Annotated in this window: 15 protein-coding genes; 4 read left to right on the top strand and 11 right to left on the bottom strand. The window is 57.5% G+C overall.

The features are described from left to right. The first annotated feature begins 1 nt into the window (after position 1). A complete protein-coding gene (locus L1A08_RS00520) occupies positions 2 to 1,666 on the top strand; it encodes an SPFH domain-containing protein (protein WP_238753018.1) in 1,665 nt (554 codons plus the stop codon). A 119-nt stretch (positions 1,667 to 1,785) separates the two neighbouring features. Here L1A08_RS00520 and L1A08_RS00515 read toward each other — a convergent pair whose 3' ends face one another. Continuing rightward, complete coding sequence (locus L1A08_RS00515; RefSeq protein WP_238753016.1) at positions 1,786 to 2,109, bottom strand: hypothetical protein; 324 nt, start codon at positions 2,107 to 2,109, stop codon at positions 1,786 to 1,788. Continuing rightward, entirely contained in the window at positions 2,099 to 3,163 is a 1,065-nt protein-coding gene (locus L1A08_RS00510) for a DUF1559 domain-containing protein (RefSeq protein WP_238753014.1), read from the bottom strand. The genes L1A08_RS00515 and L1A08_RS00510 overlap by 11 nt, the downstream gene beginning before the upstream one ends. A 118-nt stretch (positions 3,164 to 3,281) precedes the next feature. Between L1A08_RS00510 and mntR the strand changes: the two genes are divergently transcribed. Together mntR and L1A08_RS00500 are read left to right on the top strand one after the other, a co-directional pair. Beyond that, on the top strand, positions 3,282 to 3,755 hold the full coding sequence (gene mntR / locus L1A08_RS00505) for a manganese-binding transcriptional regulator MntR (RefSeq protein ID WP_261362666.1): 474 nt from the start codon (positions 3,282 to 3,284) through the stop codon (positions 3,753 to 3,755). Positions 3,756 to 3,800: 45 nt separating this feature from the next. Then, complete coding sequence (locus L1A08_RS00500) at positions 3,801 to 4,820, top strand: hypothetical protein (RefSeq protein ID WP_238753010.1); 1,020 nt, start codon at positions 3,801 to 3,803, stop codon at positions 4,818 to 4,820. A gap of 263 nt (positions 4,821 to 5,083) precedes the next feature. On the opposite strand, the gene ybeY is transcribed toward L1A08_RS00500, so the two are convergent. The 3 genes from ybeY to L1A08_RS00485 form a co-directional block, all read right to left on the bottom strand. Beyond that, entirely contained in the window at positions 5,084 to 5,542 is a 459-nt protein-coding gene (ybeY, locus tag L1A08_RS00495) for an rRNA maturation RNase YbeY (RefSeq protein ID WP_238753008.1), read from the bottom strand. 9 nt (positions 5,543 to 5,551) lie between these two features. Continuing rightward, positions 5,552 to 7,957 (bottom strand): HD family phosphohydrolase, encoded by a 2,406-nt coding sequence (locus tag L1A08_RS00490; RefSeq protein ID WP_238753006.1) that lies wholly within the window; start codon positions 7,955 to 7,957, stop codon positions 5,552 to 5,554. Positions 7,958 to 8,096: 139 nt separating this feature from the next. Next, complete coding sequence (locus tag L1A08_RS00485) at positions 8,097 to 9,080, bottom strand: PhoH family protein (RefSeq protein WP_238753003.1); 984 nt, start codon at positions 9,078 to 9,080, stop codon at positions 8,097 to 8,099. Between the two features lie 395 nt (positions 9,081 to 9,475). Between L1A08_RS00485 and L1A08_RS00480 the strand changes: the two genes are divergently transcribed. Continuing rightward, a complete protein-coding gene (locus L1A08_RS00480; RefSeq protein WP_238753001.1) occupies positions 9,476 to 11,257 on the top strand; it encodes an ExeA family protein in 1,782 nt (593 codons plus the stop codon). A 7-nt stretch (positions 11,258 to 11,264) separates the two neighbouring features. On the opposite strand, the gene L1A08_RS00475 is transcribed toward L1A08_RS00480, so the two are convergent. From L1A08_RS00475 to L1A08_RS00450, 6 genes are all read right to left on the bottom strand, one after another. Beyond that, positions 11,265 to 11,453: a CPXCG motif-containing cysteine-rich protein gene (locus L1A08_RS00475; protein ID WP_238752999.1), complete on the bottom strand. Its 189-nt coding sequence runs from the start codon at positions 11,451 to 11,453 to the stop codon at positions 11,265 to 11,267. Positions 11,454 to 11,507: 54 nt separating this feature from the next. Then, positions 11,508 to 13,046, bottom strand: coding sequence for a sensor histidine kinase (locus tag L1A08_RS00470; RefSeq protein ID WP_238752998.1), 1,539 nt, complete (start codon positions 13,044 to 13,046; stop codon positions 11,508 to 11,510). Between the two features lie 170 nt (positions 13,047 to 13,216). Then, positions 13,217 to 13,912, bottom strand: coding sequence for a DUF502 domain-containing protein (locus tag L1A08_RS00465; protein ID WP_238752997.1), 696 nt, complete (start codon positions 13,910 to 13,912; stop codon positions 13,217 to 13,219). Between the two features lie 26 nt (positions 13,913 to 13,938). Then, a complete protein-coding gene (corA, locus tag L1A08_RS00460; protein ID WP_238752996.1) occupies positions 13,939 to 15,099 on the bottom strand; it encodes a magnesium/cobalt transporter CorA in 1,161 nt (386 codons plus the stop codon). After that, a complete protein-coding gene (locus tag L1A08_RS00455; RefSeq protein WP_238752995.1) occupies positions 15,099 to 16,232 on the bottom strand; it encodes a succinylglutamate desuccinylase/aspartoacylase family protein in 1,134 nt (377 codons plus the stop codon). The genes corA and L1A08_RS00455 overlap by 1 nt, the downstream gene beginning before the upstream one ends. A gap of 66 nt (positions 16,233 to 16,298) precedes the next feature. After that, on the bottom strand, positions 16,299 to 17,492 hold the full coding sequence (locus L1A08_RS00450) for a RimK family alpha-L-glutamate ligase (RefSeq protein ID WP_238752994.1): 1,194 nt from the start codon (positions 17,490 to 17,492) through the stop codon (positions 16,299 to 16,301). Between the last annotated feature and the right edge of the window lie 669 nt (positions 17,493 to 18,161).

Genomic DNA, 18,161 nt, shown 5'->3' with positions numbered 1-18,161 from the left:
CATGAGCACGACGACTTCTTCGAGCAGATTTCCACGAAACGGTATCCTGGCCGGCATCGCACTGATCCTCCTTCTCGTCTTTGGATGGTTGATCGTCGAGTGGGGTTACAACCGGATTTATGTTCCGGAAGGCTACAGCATGCGGCTGCGATTCAAGGGGCCCCCGCTCCCGTTTCTGCCGTATCACAACCTTCCCGATTCGAAGACCGGCTTCGCCACTCTCGACGAGAACGGAAACATCATTGAGAAAGGCGTGCTGGTGGAGATGCTTGGCCCGGGCCGCCATTTCCTTTCGCCGCTCCGTTCCTACTGGGACTACGAGCTCGTTCCCGATGTGGTCATCAAGCCCGGTGAGATCGGAATCGCGACCTCGAAGACTGGCAAAGCCCTTTCCGGTGGAAAGTACCTGGTGGATGGCGATCTCGGTGAAACCGAATACAAAGGCGACCTGCGCAAGGTATTTGGTCCCGGTCGGTATCGCGTGAATGATTACGCGTATGAATTCAAGAAGGTGACGCTCGTCAAAACGACGGACGGCAATCAGACGAAGTACGCTGGCTGGGTACAGATTCCCGCCGGCCATGTCGGCGTCGTCACCAATCTGACGGACAATCCGGAAACGGGAGCCGTCAAAGGGATCCAGAATGATGTCTTCCCGCCGGGGATCTACCCGGTCAACGCTCGCGAACAACAGATCGACATCGTGGAGATCGGCTACCGCGAGAAGACCATCGAAGCGGAGCTGAATAAGAACGCAGATGGCTCACTGAAGTACGACGAAGCCGGCGAACCGACGGTGATGCAGACTCAGAAGGGAATCTCGTTCCCGTCCAACGATGCCTTCGACATCACCATGGACTTCACGGCGATCTGGGGAATCACCCCGGATCAGGCTCCGGAAGTGATCCGGAAGTTCGGAAACGTGCAGGCCATCGAAACCAAGGTCGTACTGCCACAGATTGAATCGATCTGTCGGACGATCGGCTCGAAGTACGATGCGGTCGATCTGCTCGTGGGAGAGTCGCGACAGGAGTTCCAGAAAGCCGCCACCGACGAGTTCAAGATCGCTCTCGAAGAGAAGGACATCACCCTGCTCTACGGCCTCGTCCGGCATATCTACATTCCGCAAAACATTCGCCTGTTCAAGCAAAAGGCGTTCATCTCCGAAGAACTGAAACTGACGAGAATCGAGCAGCAGATTACGGCGGAAACGCAGGGCGACCTGAAAGAAGCCGAGCAGAAAGTCGAACTGGAAACGGAAAAGATCCGTGCCGAGACCGAGAAACTTGTCGCTAACGCGATGGCGGAAGGTCTCAAGACCGCTCAGCAGACACTGGCGGAAACGCAGCGACTTGTGGCGGAGATCGACCGGGAAGTCGCGCTGCTCGAAGCCCAGGCCACCGTCCTGCTGGGACAGGCGACCGCGGAAGCCAAAAAGGTGAAAGCGGAAGCCGAAGCCGAGAAGTTCAAACTCGCTGTCGATGCCTTCGGCACCGGCGATGCCTACAACATGTGGGTCTTCGCCAACGGCCTGCCGGAAGACATCGAACTCAACCTGATCTTCGCCGGCGACGGAACCTTCTGGACCGACCTGAAAGGCTTCTCCGAAACCATGCTCGGCCGCCAGGCCCAGCAGTCGGCTCCCAAGACGAAGGCCAAGCCGTAGCCTCCACGGAAGTAGACATTCGCCGTATGGCAGACGTTGAACTGACATACGGTCGAACGTCGTGGATCGTTTTACTGTGATTGAACGAACCGGGGGGCGGAAGCCTGCCTGAAGGATTGCTAGGGCTGTCCGATCTGATCTTCCATCATTTGTCGGCAGTCCTGCATCGCGTCTTCCCAGTGATCGTTTCGAGCCTCGGCGACGATCTCCTGCAACCACTCGGCTTCCTGGGTTGTGATCTCGCCTTGGGCCTCTGCGGCGGCGATCTGCCGGGAGGCCTTTTCAAGCCCTTCGGCGTCGTGACGATTGCAGATTGAGTACAACGCTTTGGCGTATTGATACGTATTTCCGCTGACTTCGCCGTAGCTGCATCCCGAGAACAGCACCGCACATATCAACGCCAGTTGACACGCCGCCAATCGCAGTCGATTCCTAATACTCACCGACAATCTCCCCTTCTCCCATGCTGGAAAGTTCGGCCCAGGTGAGCAGCGAGATGTTCTCGCTGACAAAGCGAACGCTGCCATCTCCCAGACAGACATGCCCGCCCCCCTGGTGCTCGGAGTACATCTGCCCGACATGATAAGTCGGGAAGTTGACCGGATGGATGATCGGAGTCCCGGTAATATCGAGCTCGCCGCCTGACGGGCCACCGTGGACGAGAACCAGCGTCGCTGCAGCATCGGGGCCGTTCTCAGGAGTGGTGAAGCCGGGATGCGTGAATGCGCCGGGTACGACGCCCGCCCAGGTTTTCTCGCTCAGTTTTGAAGAGTGCTCGCCAAGGAAGATCGTGTTCGAGGTGCCGTCAGTCACATCACGAAATGCGGTTCGCGAGTTTCGATAGAGCGGGCCATCGGCCACTTTCGAGACATCACCATTCACGCCGCTGATCACGGTCGTGGTCGACGTATAGATGTTGGTGAAAATGATGTTCGTCGGAGCAGATCCACAGTCGCCCCAGCACGACTCCTGTCCATGACTGGCGACATAGTGAGACCGTCCGAGACGAATCGGACCGTTGCCGTGGTCAAGGGGATTGCCGACGTCATCCTGAACGACAAACGACTCGTCGCCGCCCGAGGTCGAAGGACAGAGAAAGACCGGGAGCTTCGCGGCGACAGCGGCTGCGTTCTGTGGAGCCCAGACCGGCAGCTCGGTTTGAATCTGATCGATGAGATTCCCCTGTTCGAGAAAGGGCAGCAGTTGACTGGCCCAGCCCCAGCCGGGGGCGGCGTCCCAAGTATCGGGATCAATCTGTGCCCATCCCGGACCGGTTCCCGTTCGGGTCCCGTAAGAAATGTAACCCGGAGGGAAGCAGGAGTGCGTATCGTGATAGTCGTGCATGGCCAGCCCAATCTGCTTGAGATTGTTTTTGCAGGCACTGCGTCGAGCCGCTTCTCTGGCCTGCTGGACGGCCGGCAGTAACAGCCCGACTAACACGGCAATGATCGCGATCACCACCAGAAGTTCGATCAAGGTGAAGCCTCGTCTCTGCATCGAATCGCCCTTTCATAAAGTTTAGCCTGTACTACACCTCTTCGAGTTTAGCCAGTGCTAACTTTCTTGCAAGCGATCCCGCGGAGAATTCATTCAACCTAAATATCGGTATTCGCCTATGGATCGAGCGTTTAGAATCCGATATTCTGGAGCGACTTCGAGACTTACCCAGGAAATGCAAGTGGCTACCGCGAAACAGAATCGACACAGTCGGACCCGATCCGACCACGCAACCGAACTTACTGAAGACTACGTCGAGGCGATATTCGATATCATCGCCGCGAATGAAACGTGCCGCGCGGTCGATCTCGCCACGCAGTTTCAGGTCAGTCATGTTACGATCAATCGGACCGTCGGCCGCTTACAGCGGAATGGCTACGTCACCACCGAACCGTATGGACCGATCGAGCTGACAAGCAAAGGCACAAAGTTGGCCAAGGCCTCCAAAGAGAGGCACCAGATCGTCCTCGACTTTCTGCTCGCCCTGGGTGTCAGTCGCCCGACGGCGGTGGCCGACAGCGAAGGCATCGAGCACCATGTCAGCCCCGAGACGATGAAGGCGATGAAGGATTTTATCGAATCGCAGAACTGAGGCATTCGGACATCACAAGTTCACGCAGTTTCAAGGAATCGAAACATGCTCCGCACGCTCCTGCTCTTTACGCTGCTTTCCATCCCGACCTTCTCGGTTCACGCTGAGGAACAAAGGCCGGCCCTCGACGAGTCCTCTCCGGACGCGGTACTGCGGGCGTGTCTCGACCGGTTAAGCCGGAATGACTTTGAGGGGTACATCGCCCTGCTCGATGACGAAGAGATCCGGTTTCAGAGCGGACTGCTCATCGTGTATGGCGGGCTGATACAGGTCGACGCGATTCTGCAGGGGGAGGAGTTCGATCCGTCCGCGTACCTGTTGGTTCGTTCGATTAACGACCTCGTCGGGAACTCACTCGGACCGGGCATGACCGACGAATTGCCGAAAGTTCGACAGGAGGTTATGGGGACGCTCATGACGACGACTTATGATCAGGCCACGAACCGGGTGGTTCAACCGTCCGCATCGAGTTCGCTACTTCGCACCTCCTGCGTGAAAGCGAGCCGCGTGCTGCGGGATCCAAGCCAGTTTCTGGTCCGGGCTCTCGAGAACCTCGCCAGCCCTACGTACTCAATGCAAGAGGGCAAGGAAGCTGAGAAGACCGATGAAACCTGGTCAAGCACGATGGCTGCTCTGCCTCAGTTGAACTGGGACTTGTACATTCGCGGGTCTTATGCCGTCGCCGTCGTCAACATCCATCCGCCGGCCGAGGAGTCGGAGGAACAGACGTCGCTCGCCCCGAGTCCCGATGCTCCGCTATTTGACGTCGAGCATGCTCCGAAGGCGGCCCAACGTCCTGTCACATCCCCGAGGCAAACTCCTCGGATCGAAGCGGCCTCGACTGAAGTCCCTCCCCAGGTTTTGCCTGTCGAACCGTACGCGACTGCTCGAATGGCTCCAGTGCCGGCTCCTTCTCCGACATCCGGACCGATCATTACAGCCAGTGACTTGAAAGCTCCGGACGATCCTCCCGAGCCACGCATCTGCTTTGAACTGACTCGCCGGGGAAAACACTGGCGGATTACCCGGCTGCTGCCCGTTGAGGCGAGCGGTGTGTTCCGCTGAATCAACGGACGGGGTTTCCATGACTGATCGCTTCTCCGTAGCGGCGACATCCTGCCGTCGAATGGGCATAGTCGGCACTCGACGCGAGCGGAGTCTCCCGGCTGATCTTCGGCCAGCTATCTACGCCAGTGCACATGGACCGCTTTTATCGCTTCCACCGTCCATTCGGCGGCCGGATGCGCAGGATGCCGCCGCTACGAAGGGGGCGGGTCATCACCCAGCTGCCTGTTGACGCTTCCGCGGTCTTTGAATTCGACGACGGGTCAACTCCAGCGATCGTCGTTTGGTCCCGGGGTGATATCGAGGTGTTCGAGGAGCTCGCGTTCGCGAGCTCGCATCTGGAGCTGATCGGCCGGGTTCAAATCGTCGTAGCCGACCAGATGCAGGATGCCGTGGACGAGGTAGAGCGTGCATTCGTTCTGCATCGACCAGCCCATCTCGGCGGCCATGCTCGCGGCCATTTCGACGGAGATCAGCAGTTCGCCTTCCAGTAATTCGCCCGGTTCGCTCAGCGGGAATGTAATGACGTCGGTTGGGAAGTCGTGCTGAAGGGTGTTCCGGTTCCATTCGTGGATGGACGGATTATCGAGCAGAACCACACTCAGTTCCGCCTGCTCGATCCCCAGAAAGTCCAGAGCGACGCGACCCGCCCGCTGGAGTTGATCGTGATCGACGGCTGCGAATACCTGCTCGTCGATTATCTCGATGTGGAGCTGTTCCATCGGCTCGGGTCAGGCAGGCTTCTGCTCTTTGGGGGACTCGGGATAAACGATGCGGCCGTGGTGCATGCTGATGAGCGACTTGATCAGCGATTCTTCGATCTGATGAATCTCGCTCAGCTTCAGTGAGCATTCGTCGAACTGTCCATCGAGCAGTCGCTTCATTGTCAACTGGTGCACGAGCGTGCGAATACGAGCCGGGGTCGGCTCGCTGAGCGTGCGGCTCGCCGATTCGACCTGGTCGGCCAGCATCAGAATCCCCGCTTCGCGCGTCTGGGGTTTGGGGCCGGGATAGCGGAAGGCGGCTTCTTCTACATCCAGCTTGCGTTCCGGATCGGCATCGGCCTTCATGTTGGCCGCGTGGTAGAAGTACTCCACCAGGGTGGTCCCATGATGCTGTTCGATGAAATCGATCAACACCTGAGGAAGATGATATTCTTCCGCCAGATCGACGCCGTCTTTCACGTGGCCAATGATAATCAGCGTGCTCATGGCCGGAGCGAGCGTATCGTGTCGGTTCACCGCGCCGGCGGCCCGGTTCTCGATGAAGTACTCGGCTTTGGGAATCTTCCCGACATCGTGGAAGTAGGCGCCCACCCGCACGAGCAAGCCGTCGGCTCCGATCGTCTTGGCAGCTGCTTCGGCAATCGTGGCCAGGGCCATGGAGTGGTTGTAAGTCCCGGGAGCTTTGCGGACCAGTTCCTGCAAGAGAGGATGAGAGGGATCACTCATCTCCAGCAGACTGATGCCTGTCACAACGCCGAAGGTCGACTCGATAAACGGAAGGCTGCCGGCGAGGATAAATCCGGCCAGCACGCACCAGCCGGCATATTTGAGGCAGAGCTGCAGTTGAACCAGATCGAACCAGACATAAGGCGATGCGGAGGGGTAAATCAGTACCGTCATGCCCCAGGACACGATCAGTGTCGTCACTCCGGAAACGAAGCCGGCAATGATGATGGTCGAACGGGACTGGACACGCTGCAGACAAATAACGGCTGCCGTCGCCGCGGCAAGCATGACCGTAAACTGCGAGACGTTGATCCGCGTCGCCATGGTAATCAGAAGACTCAGCAGAAACGCCGTGACAATGGCGAGCCGCTGGTTGTACGCAATCGAGATGACCATCGTTGTGGCGACAACCACAGCGATTTCCCCGCGGACCGGATCGAAGGAACTCAGCAGGCCAACGAACGACGCGATGGCGATTACAGCGAGATAGACCGAAAGCCGCGCCCAGCTGTTGACCACGACCGGTTCAAAACGTTTCCAGTACCAGCTTGAGATCAGAAGCAGGACTGAAACCATCAGGAAGACGATCGCGAGTCGCCCGAGCCGGGCCTCGATCGGGAAGATGGCGAGAAACGCATCGTACTCCGCACGGAGAATATTCAGTCGACTCTGGTCGATCAGTTCGCCCGGGGGAACGAGTTCGTCTCCCTCGTTAATGAGGTCGTAAACCGGTTCAACCTGTTGCCCCGCCCAGCGACGAGCGGTCTGGGTCATCGCCTGATCGTATTCCAGCGTGGGGCGAACGGTATTCCTCATCCAGCGTTCCAGCGATCGCCGGATTGGCTCCAGTCGGGCGTAGTCCGACCACAACTGGCTGAGCAGACCGGCGTCGTTCAGCAGGTCACTCAGAGAGACATCGGTAATCGTGGCCGGATTCCAGACCTCGGTGTTTTCAAGCGGATTGGGCCGCGGCAGATCGACATCTGCATCGACAATGGCCAACGTCGAATCGAGCGAGAGTTCGCGCCGTTCCAGATCGCGTGGATCCAGAATTCCGGTCTTGATAATCGGACGCAGGAACCGGGTGAACTCATCGATGATACTTGCGATATGCGTATCGAACTGCTGGGCATCCAGCGGGGTAATTGCCTGCTTGAGCTGCTCGAAGCGGAATCGAACATCCTGAGATTGATCAGTCGCCGCTGGATCCGTCTGTCCGGGGACAGCGGGAGCTTCAGCGGCCGGGGGTGCCTGAACGAGCCCGAACGCCTGACGAACCTCGGGATTCAGATCGGCCAGCGTATCGGCTTCCGCGACAGCGCCGAGCGCGGCTTTCAACTGCTGGGGAGCCATTTTCAGCGGTTCAGGATTGTTGCGGAAGATCAGCGGGACGAGCCGCTCGCGTTCCTTGGCAAGTCGCGCGGTCTCAAAACTGTTGGTCACCTGGAAGGTCATCCGGGCGACCACGCCGTCGGGACACCGGTCCCCAATGCGATAGGTGAAGGGATGCACCCAGCTCTGCAGCGAAGTGACGATCGCAATCGCTCCCACGAGACCGATCAACAGCCGAAGCAGTCGGCCGCGATGGTACTTCAGCGAGAAGAACTGCGTGACCACATGGTGGGCGGGCCGGTGCGGGGACTTTCTCGTGACCCGGGAACGTTTATGAGAAGTGAAGATTTTCATGTGGTACCAGGCACACGCAATACGGGCAGGGCATGCGGTGACAGACTCGAGCTAAGCCTTCTGAGTTGTCAGGCGATGCACCGCCGGTCAGGCGTCGACGTGTGCGGCGGCGCTATTCTAGCGAGGTGACTGAAATCTTTCATTCCGAAGAGCGGTTCGGCGAGCTGCCGATGTCGTAAGCTTTGACAATTTCCCGGACGAGTCGGTGTCGCACGATATCGCGACCATCGAGTTTGACGGCCGACGTCCCTGGAATTCCCCGCAGCCGTTTCATGGCATCGTTGAGTCCCGACGTGACATGGGGCGGCAGGTCATTCTGCGTCTGATCTCCCGTAACCACAATCTTAGAACCGGTTCCCATTCGCGTCAAAAACATCTTCATCTGGGTCACGGTCGTGTTCTGGGCTTCATCCAGAATCATGAAAGTCTCGTTGAGGGTTCGACCTCGCATGAATGCCAGCGGGACAATCTCGATGACATCGTGTTCCATGTATCTCTGGACCTGATCATAGTCGAGCATATCGCGCAAAGCGTCAAGCAAAGGGCGCAAAAAGGGGTTCACTTTGGCCAGCAGGTCCCCCGGCAGAAATCCCAGTTTCTCACCGGCTTCCACGGCCGGACGAACCAGAACCAGCTTGCGAACCTGTTCGGCTTTGAGGGCTTCGAGTGCCAGGGCGACGGCGAGATAGGTCTTTCCTGAACCGGCCGGGCCGCTGCAGAACACCAGATCGCTATCCCGAATGGCGTTCATGTACCGAGCCTGCCCCTGCGTCTTGGGAGAAACAATGCCCGCAGGACGGATCTGCAGTTCTCCGAGAGGCTCAGCATCTTCTGCGGTCATTTTTGGGATCGGAGTGACAGGCGCGAGCACCCGATCGAGATCCCGGTCGGAAATCTGGCGGCGTCGACTGGCAATCTGGCAGAGTTCTTCAAAGACCTGCCGCGCCTCATCAACCGCTTTCTCAGTGTTACCGGTGATCCGAATCTCGTTTTCGACTGAGACCACACGAACGGGCAAAACGTCCTGAATCTTGCGGAGATTCGCGTCCTGCAGTCCGAAGACGAGGCGAATGGCATCAATGGTCGAAGAAACACGGGCAGTGTATTCAGTGTGTTCTGTCAAAATCTCAGAGACCTTATGCGGCGCTGTCAAAATTGATATCCGACGGGAAGCAGGTTTGAGGTGCACAACGCATACCAGTTGCCGGTTCGGTTTTCTGGAAGACGAAAGCACCTCGGGAATTCCGTGGGCATCGAATTATATCCCACAACATGACCAGGCGGTACGAATCGCAGTCACTGGATATGTCCGCCATCACGATAGAGCCATTCAAGGTTTTGGCAAATTATGCCGATTTTGACGATATCGTCGATTCCTCGGCAGACTCAGCACGGACGCTGGGCAATCTGGGAAGCGACGGCACTTTCCGCTCATGCGGGTTCGGACGCCGCGGGCTAACGCGCATTCCGATGGTCAATTCTTATTAGTGACACACTGGGAACAGGGATGTTCGGCGCATGTATGAGACACATTTTCATCTGAAGGGCCGCCCATTCACATCGGTCCCGGATCCTCGCTTCGCCTACTTTTCCGAATCATTCGTACATGCTCTCAACACCCTCGATCTGACGGTGCGTCAGGGCGTCGGAATTGGGCTGATGACGGGCGCTGCGGGCACCGGCAAGACACTTCTGTGCAAGACACTGGCAGAAAAGCTGGCAGACGATCCTCTGCCCGTTCTGCTGTTGAATGCCAGTTTTCCAACCCGCAGCTCGCTGCTGCAGGCAATTCTGTTTGAACTGAAGCGGCCTTATCGGCGGATGACCGAACAGGAACTTCGGCTCGAGCTGGTTTCCCACGGCCGGGATCTGGCCATGTACCGGACCGGCATCGCTCTGATTGTCGACGAAGCCCACATGCTCAAAGAGCATATTCTGGAAGAGCTTCGTTCGCTCACGAACTTCATCTATCAGTCGCGATCGGTCTTTCGGGTCGTGCTGTCCGGCCAGCCGGTGCTCGAAGAAGTTCTGGCGCGTCGCAGTCTGCAGGCGATCAATCACAAACTCGAAGCCCACGTCTGCCTCGATGAGCTGACGCAGAAGGAATCCGTCGAGTTCATTCTCACCCGCGTTCAGGAATGCGGCGGCGAGCTTCTGGAGATGTTCGACGAAGCCGCCCTGGAACTCATCGTGTATGCCGCCGACGGAAATCCTCGGTGTCTGAATCAGCTGTGCGATCACGCCTGCATGCTGGCCTTCGAAGGCAAGGCCAGCCGGGTCAGTGTCACCCACGTCCAGCGGGCACTCTCCGAACTGCAGAAGCTTCCGTTGCATTGGAACATTCCTCCAACGACCGAGGTCGAAACGCTCGAACAGGGCGTCTCCGATACGATCGAAATTGGCGGCGAGTCCGACGTTCAGCGACAGAACCTTCCCACAGAAGCCGAACTCGAAATCGAGTCAGCAACGAGTTTCGAAGTGGGCGCTCCTGCTGAACCGGTCCGACGTGAACCCGTCTCACAGCACTCGCCCCAGATTCCTGAAGCTGTCGAAATTGATGACGATGATCTCGAGGCTCTCGAAATCGATCTCGATGACGAACCACTCGACGAAAGCACGAGCGACTTCGAGCTGGCAACCCTCGAAATGGAATTGCGAGCCGAACAGGAAGAACAACAGGTCAGCAAACAGCCGACCGTTGCCGAAGAGGCTTCGTTTGAGGACGAACCAGTGACAGCCGAGAACGTGGACGAAGTTGAGTGTTCGCTCGCACACACCCGCGATGTCGACCAGACGACGGTCAGCGAAACCTCGGGCCTGGACTGTCCATTCGATAAGAACTGGGACATCGAGACCGAGATGGCCGAGCTCGAGTACGACGCTTCCTTTGAAGCGCACGCCCAGATTCCGCTGGAGGAATCTGACGACGAGGATCGATTCGAAATTTCCGTCATTCCGGTGACCGAAATCGAAGAGGATCCAGAACCATTCGAAGCGGAAGCGGTCTTCGATCGTTACGCATTGATGGACGCACGGCGTCTCGGACAGTTGGATCAGTTCGAACGGACCATAACTCCCGCACCGACGAACAAATCACGGCGGTGCGACGATGTCGAGATGGAGATTGCCAACTCGGTGATTGGTCTGTGCACGGAAGTGGGCTCCGGATTCTATCTGGACGAGGACTACGTGCCGCGACCGGATGAAGTACTCGGAACGCCGATTGATTCGGCCACAGCCCGTCACGATCCCGTGGACCCTGACTACGGTCTGGACGAAGACGACCTCGCGGGATTCTGAGGACCGATCACTCGCTCTCCGGTTCCGCCCAGACATGAATCGTCTCTGCGTCGAGCACTTCGACGTGGACGACATTGGGGTGGCAACAAACCGGGCAGTCTTCGACGTACTGTTGATGAGAGCCAGCGGCGAGATCGATCGGTACGATGATCTCTTCGCCACACGAGTCACAGATGTAAGAGGCTTCGTCCTGCATATCTGGCTGCCGTGGATCTCTGAGGCGATCGGGACGTCGAAATTGCGATTCCGATCAGGCCGCGTAGTAACTCGAAGACTGATCATTGGCGATGTAGGATTCTTCACCGACGATGCCGGAACTGGCCGTGCGGGGAAGCTTGATCCGGAATGTGCTTCCTTTGCCGAGGCCGTCGCTGGACACTTCGATTGACCCGTCATGGTCGTCAACAATTCGAAGTGTAATCGAGAGTCCCAGTCCGGTTCCCCCGCCCCCCTTGCGCTGGGTGAAGAAAGGATCGAACAACTGATCCTGCACTTCGGGCGTCATTCCGCAACCATCGTCGCGGAAGATCAGCTGGACTTCGTCTCCGAGCGACATCAGCTCGATATCGAGACGTCCTCCGCTCTCTGTCGCTTCCAGAGCGTTCGAGACCAGATTGAGCACGACCTGTTTCATCTCGCCGGCGTTCACTTCCGCGTAGACCGACTCCTGGGTGAGAAGTTCGACGTGGCGATCGCGAAACTTGCTGAGATGCGAAACCATGCTCACGACATCCCGGCTGAGTTCCGTCAGGTCCGTCATTGCTCGCGGCGTCTCCTGACCTCGGGCAAAACTGAGCAGTTTCTCCGTGATTCCCTGACAGCGGAAGGCTTCGGTCTGAATCATCGAGAGATACTTCGTGAACATCTCCCGGTCCGACTCGTCGCAGCCTGAAAGAACAGTCTCGGCCTGCATTTCGAGAGACTCGGAAATCGTCGAGATCACGTGCAGCGGATTGTTGATCTCGTGAGCGACACCGGACGCGAGGAAACCGACCCCGGCCAGCCGCTCGGAACGAATCAGAGCCTTGGTCTTCTCGCGGACCTTTCGATCGAGGTCCTGGTTGATCTCGTAGAACTGGGCGGTGACCTGGTTGAAGACGTCGGCCAGTTCGTTCATTTCGTCTTTGGTATACAGTTCCGCCCGGTACTGGAAGTCGCCATTGGCGACCCGCTTGGCCGCCCGGTGCAGGGTTTTGATCGGCTCGAAGATCCAGTGATTGCTGCTGCCGACGACGCAGAGGAATAGAATCAGCGCGATGACGCTGGACACCACGACGATGTTCAGACACATCTGCAGATTCTTCTCGGCCTCGGCCAGACGCGGCAGGAAGATATCAAATGGATCGGGCACGCTGCTGATGAACTGGTTGAGGGCATTCAACTGCTGAAGACAACAGTTGACAGCCTCGGCTCGCTGGCGGGGATCCATAATCCGTCCCCGTTCGTACTCTTCATCGAGGTACTGCACCGTATTGACGACGCGTTGCCGCAGCAGAGAATAATCGTCGATCTGAATCGATGACTGATCGGGCAAGGTTTCGAGGCGACTGAGAAAATCGCGGACGGCGACCTTCGAACGTCGGAGAGCCGTTCCGAACTGGCCGTGCTGGGTCTGTGCGAACGCAGCGGGATCGAAGCCCGTCTGTGGCGGATGCAGCAGCAGCGGCTGGAACAGAATGTCCACAGCGGCAATCAGTTCGGCTTTTCGTGGCGCATCGTTAATGCTGTACTGGAGATCGGACACGACGTCCCGATACGAAACCAGCCCAACGATGGACGCTATGGCCATCAACAATAGCATTGAAAACACTAAGCCAAACTGCACAAACAGCTTGCGCCGAATGGAACACGTCAGAAACACATCGTCCCTCCCTGCCCGGATGCGTTATTTCGACTGATAACTTAACAACCGACACCGGTTTGGGGAAGTAGAATCGCCGGCAGCGATTCATCCGCCTGCTATTCCGGCGTGCGATTAAGCTGGAACGGGATTTGATCGGGGAGCGTCAATCCCGCGGAAAGCAGGATCTTCCAGCCATCCGCCGCATCCCAGTCAGTGAAGATGATGTCTTCAGCCCGGTAGATCAACGTGTACCCGGCGGGCGGAAACAGCGAAAGCGGAATGTAGACACAGCAGAGTTCTTCGCCCGTAGCCGCGTCCTTCGTTCGCGACATCAGATACCCCGCCATGCGGGCTTTGTCGCTGGGGAACGGCACGAGAACAACTTCGTCAATTTTCTTCAGGCCGTCGGGTCCCTGATAGGCGTAAACGACGTCGAGTATCGCTTTGTAGATCGTCGAGACACCCGGAACGTGCGAAAAGAGCCAGTTCAACCAGGTGCGAATCCGCGTCTGAAACAGATAGCCGGCCAGATAGAGCACGCCCAGGACCACGAGCAGCGAGAGCGGCGGCGTAACGTAATCTTCAATCGCCTGCCAGTACTGATTTTCCAGACGTGGCGGGATAATCAGCATGGCGACCGGTTCGATGATCCAGTGACTGACGAGCAGATAAATCTGGTAGACCACGGCGATCGTCACCACGGCTGGCAGGACGAAGAGCACCCCGGCGATGAATCGACGAAAGATCCGTTGCCCGAATGTTGGAGGAGCCGTGGGAGTTGGAACTCGTTCGGTGGAAGATGTCGCTGTCATGCCGGGCCTCGCGGGAGTCTGCAGGTTTATTTGACCGAATGGCGGGTCGCGATCTCGGAGAAATGCTCGCGAAGCGTCTGGTCCAGATCTCGATTGTGATCGGTGATCCATCCTTTGCGATAGAAATAGATCATCAGGGCCATCGCGGTCGCCGCCATGACAATCCAGACGGCTGGATATCCCCAGACGACGTGTAACTCGGGCATGTAATCGAAGTTCATCCCGTAAACACCGGCAATGAACGTCAACGGAATGAAGATACTGGCCATGATGGTCAGCACCTTCATTTTGTCGTTGGTATGGTTGGCCATCGACGACATGTAGAGATTGAGCAGATTGATCGACATCTCACGAAGCGTATCGGTGACATCGGCAGCCTGGATCGTGTGGTCATGGGAGTCGTTGAGATACATCCGGACTTCCTCGCTCAACAGACTGGTCTTGTCTCGAAGCATCCCGGCGAAGAGCTCTTTCTGCGGTTTGACGGCCCGATGCAGCCTCAGAGCGTCGTTTCGAGCCGAGACCAGATGCCGCAGCAGCCCCGAAGTGGGCCGCATGAGGGCGTAATGCTCCAGAATCTGCAGCCGGTCAGCCATATGTTCCAGCAGCGGGAAGTAGGCATCGACGATTGTGGCGAGCAGCGTGTAAGCGAGGAAGTCGGCCTTACTGTTTCGCAGCGGACCTTTGGCATTGTGGAGTCGCTGACGAATGGCGGAAAACACGTCCCCTTCTTCTTCCTGGAACGTCACGATGATGTTCTCGTAAACGTAAATACTGACCTGCTCGATCGAAATCGCTCCCGTCTTGTCCGGTCGAATCATGCGGGTCACGATCAACAGTCGACCATCGACAGAATCGCTGCGGCTGCGCTGGGGAACGTTGACGATGTCTTCGAGCATCAGATCAGGAATCGAAGCGAGCTTTGCGATCCGCTTGATTTCGACTTCGCTCTTCAGCCCCTGCACGTCGATCCAGCAAAGCACGTCTTTGTTGGCGACGAGGTCTTCCAGGTCCTCAGGATTGTGCCGCAGGACATCCGGCGAATAACAGATGGAATTGACCTGCGTTTCGGTCGCTTCATCCGAGAAAACGAGCACGCCGGGCCGCGCGCCCACGTTCGGTCGGCGGAAGCGGAGTCTCTTCGTGTTCCGCATGAATCTCTTACGAAGCAAAGCCAGTCGCGTCATTATTCCGTCGTTTCCTCCTGAGCGATTCCTTCGCTGTCGTCCGACTCCGGCTCCAGTCTGTCTGTCACTCTGATATTGGTCGAGAGGTGTTCCAGGACCCGCCCGTGCAGGTCGTCCTGGGTGAGCGATGCCTGAATTCTTTCAAGTTCCCGGTACCGCTTTGGAATCAACCCGAGATGACAGATCGGATCGCCGGGGGCGATGGCCGGGAGTGTCGTCATACCGAGGACGATGGCCTTCGCCGGAGAAATCAACACGTTGTTCTCAACGCCGGTGAGACTCGAGTTCGTGGCCAACGGCGTGCCACGTCGAACGAGATCTCCCGGTCGCACGTGAAAGTGCAGAAATCCGCCGCGTGAGGCACGAATCCATTTTGTTCGTTGGATCGTCACCTGAAACGGGGGTTCGGCTCGGTGCCCTTCCACCATTCGCAGTTCGGACAGTACGGAGTGGATGCCGTTCACGGCGTACTCGACTACGCCGGGCTCGACCTTCCAGACTTCGCCGGCTTCCAGAATCACGGTCGGGCAACCGGCTTCCGTTGCTGTGCGGCGAAAGGATCCATCCGGTCCGGTTCCACTGAGGATGATTTCGCATCCGAAGGCTTTGGCAAGACGGGCGACCTCGGGGTTGGTCATGTCGGCCCGCACATTCGGAAAGTTCGTCCTCCGCACGGCGGCCGTATGCAGGTCGATCCCGTAGTCGGACCTGCCGATGATCTCTTCGTAAATCAGCCGGGCCATGCGGCCCGCGAGACTCCCCTCGATCGATCCGGGGAAACAGCGATTCAAATCGCGTCGATCAGGGAGATAGCGGGAGTGACGGTCGAACCCGAGAATGTTGACCACGGGGACAAAGATAACCGTTCCTCGCAACAGGTTCAGCCGCCGGTGACTGATTAACTCCCGAATCGCGCCGGTGCCGTTAATCTCGTCGCCATGCAGAGCTGCCGTCACGAAGACGGTTGGTCCATCTTCCAACCCCCGCTGCACAATGACCGGAATCGGTATCGAGAGACTGCTGTAGCTTTCCGCGACAACCAGCGACACTTCCACCGACTGCCCCGGTTCGACTCTCACGTCTCCCCAGCGATGAGGCGAACGCTTTTTCAGTCGATACTTTCGGTCCGGCATGCCGTCGCTTCCTTCTCGTCATCCTCCGCCTGCGTCGTCATTCCGCAGTGCCCGCATGACTGCACTTTAATGCGGAGTGCTCTGATCGGGAAGCTTCTTGACCTTGGGTCGGCGGGCTTTGCGGGTTCGCTCCGGCACGAGATCTCGCATCGCTTCCTGTTTTCCGAAGCAGAGCAGCCGATCGCCCGGTTCCAGAACGCGGCTTGATTTTGGATTGGGAATGATCATTGTCGCTCGATTCAGCGTGAGGACGTTAATGTCCCGTTCCCGCAGCCCCGATTCCAGAATCGTCTTGCCGACGATCTCCGAACCTTCCCGAATCGACAGTTCCGCCACCCCGTAGCCACGGCTCACAGTGAGTCGTTGCCGGATATCGAGATCGGGGAAAGAAACTTCAGCCGACATGTAATCGACGATCGCTCCGGCGATATCGAGATCGGTCGCTCCCTCAATGCCTTCCAGCCCCGGCGACGAATTGATCTCCATGATCTGGGGACCTTCGTTGCTCTCGAGCATGTCGACTCCAGCAACGCGAAGTCCCATGATTTGTGCGGCCCGGACCGCGGTCTCGCGAAACTTCTCATCCAGGTTAACCGCTTCGGTCCGACCGCCCCGGTGCACGTTGCTGCGGAATTCGGTCCCCTGGGCGATTCGCCGCATTGCTCCGACAACGCGATCGCCCACCACGAAGGCCCGTATGTCCCGCCCTTTGCTTTCTTTGACGAACTTCTGAACAAGAACATTCTGTCGGGCACTCTGCAGAGTCTCGATAATCGCTTCTGCGACCTTCACGGTATCGGCCAGTATAACGCCAACGCCCTGCGTTCCTTCGAGCAACTTGATGATGACCGGAGCCCCGCCGATGCGTTCGATCGCCGGAATGACGTCGGACCGATCCCGGACGAAGGTCGTCTCTGGAATGCCGATCTGATGCCGACTCAGGATCTGCAGACTGCGGAGTTTGTCCCGGGAATTCGCGATCCCGTTGGACGAATTCGCACAGAAGACATCCATCTGCTCGAATTGTCGTACAACGGCGGTGCCGAAGTAGGTGATCGAATTGCCGATCCGCGGAAGCACAGCGTCGTAGTCGCTGAGAGGCTTGCCGCGATAGTAAAGATCGGGATCGCCCTGGGCGACATCAATACTGAATCGGAGCGTGTTGAGCACTTTGACTTTGTGTCCGCGGTACTCCGCTGCTTCACGGAGTCGACGCGTGCTGTAACAGTTCGGGCTGCACGACAGAATTCCCAGCTTCATCCGATCCTTCCTTCAGTATGCGTATCAGAGTCGATGTCAGATCATCTTCAGATGTGCCTGCATCACAGGATCAGGACAAATGAGGTTCGACAGGGGCAGTCCCCTGAGTTTAGCCGATTTGAATCGACCTGCGAGTCCGTTTTCGAACAGTCCGTCATGGAGATGGACTCCAGGGCTATTCTCTGCCGATGCCTCAACGCCCGGTGCTTCATTAAGAGGCACTCTCGCACAACGAACGGGAATCCGGTTGCGGCCGACCTGAGGATCGGGCTGTCGTACTTCCGCCATATTCAGATTTCTCACTAGGAAGAAAACGAGTTTTGTGTTAAATCCCGTCCCGCGGATGACCGATATTTAGAGTTGGTGCCCTGTGCACAGCGTCGTGACTTGCCGATTCATTCGACAAATCACTGGAGAAAACCAGCGGATCGCAAGGAAAACGAAGAGCGGAATCACCTCGGAAGGCTGATCTTTGCTCTGGAACTGCTGACTCCCGGAGTTTTCTTCCCCCAGAATGATTTCAGCCGCATGCAAAGCGGCTGGCTGCATACTTTTTCAACATGAATGCCTGAGACAAACGACGTCGCCACTTTCAATTCGGTCTGAAGCGTATCAACAGACGTAGATGACTGACGGTGAAATCGCCCGCCCAAGCGAGCGGTTTTCCTC

It is taken from the genome of Rubinisphaera margarita (genome assembly GCF_022267515.1).
GTDB classification, from domain to species: domain Bacteria; phylum Planctomycetota; class Planctomycetia; order Planctomycetales; family Planctomycetaceae; genus Rubinisphaera; species Rubinisphaera margarita.
Note: the sequence above shows the minus strand (reverse complement) of the source record. Positions and strands in the feature narration are given on the sequence as shown.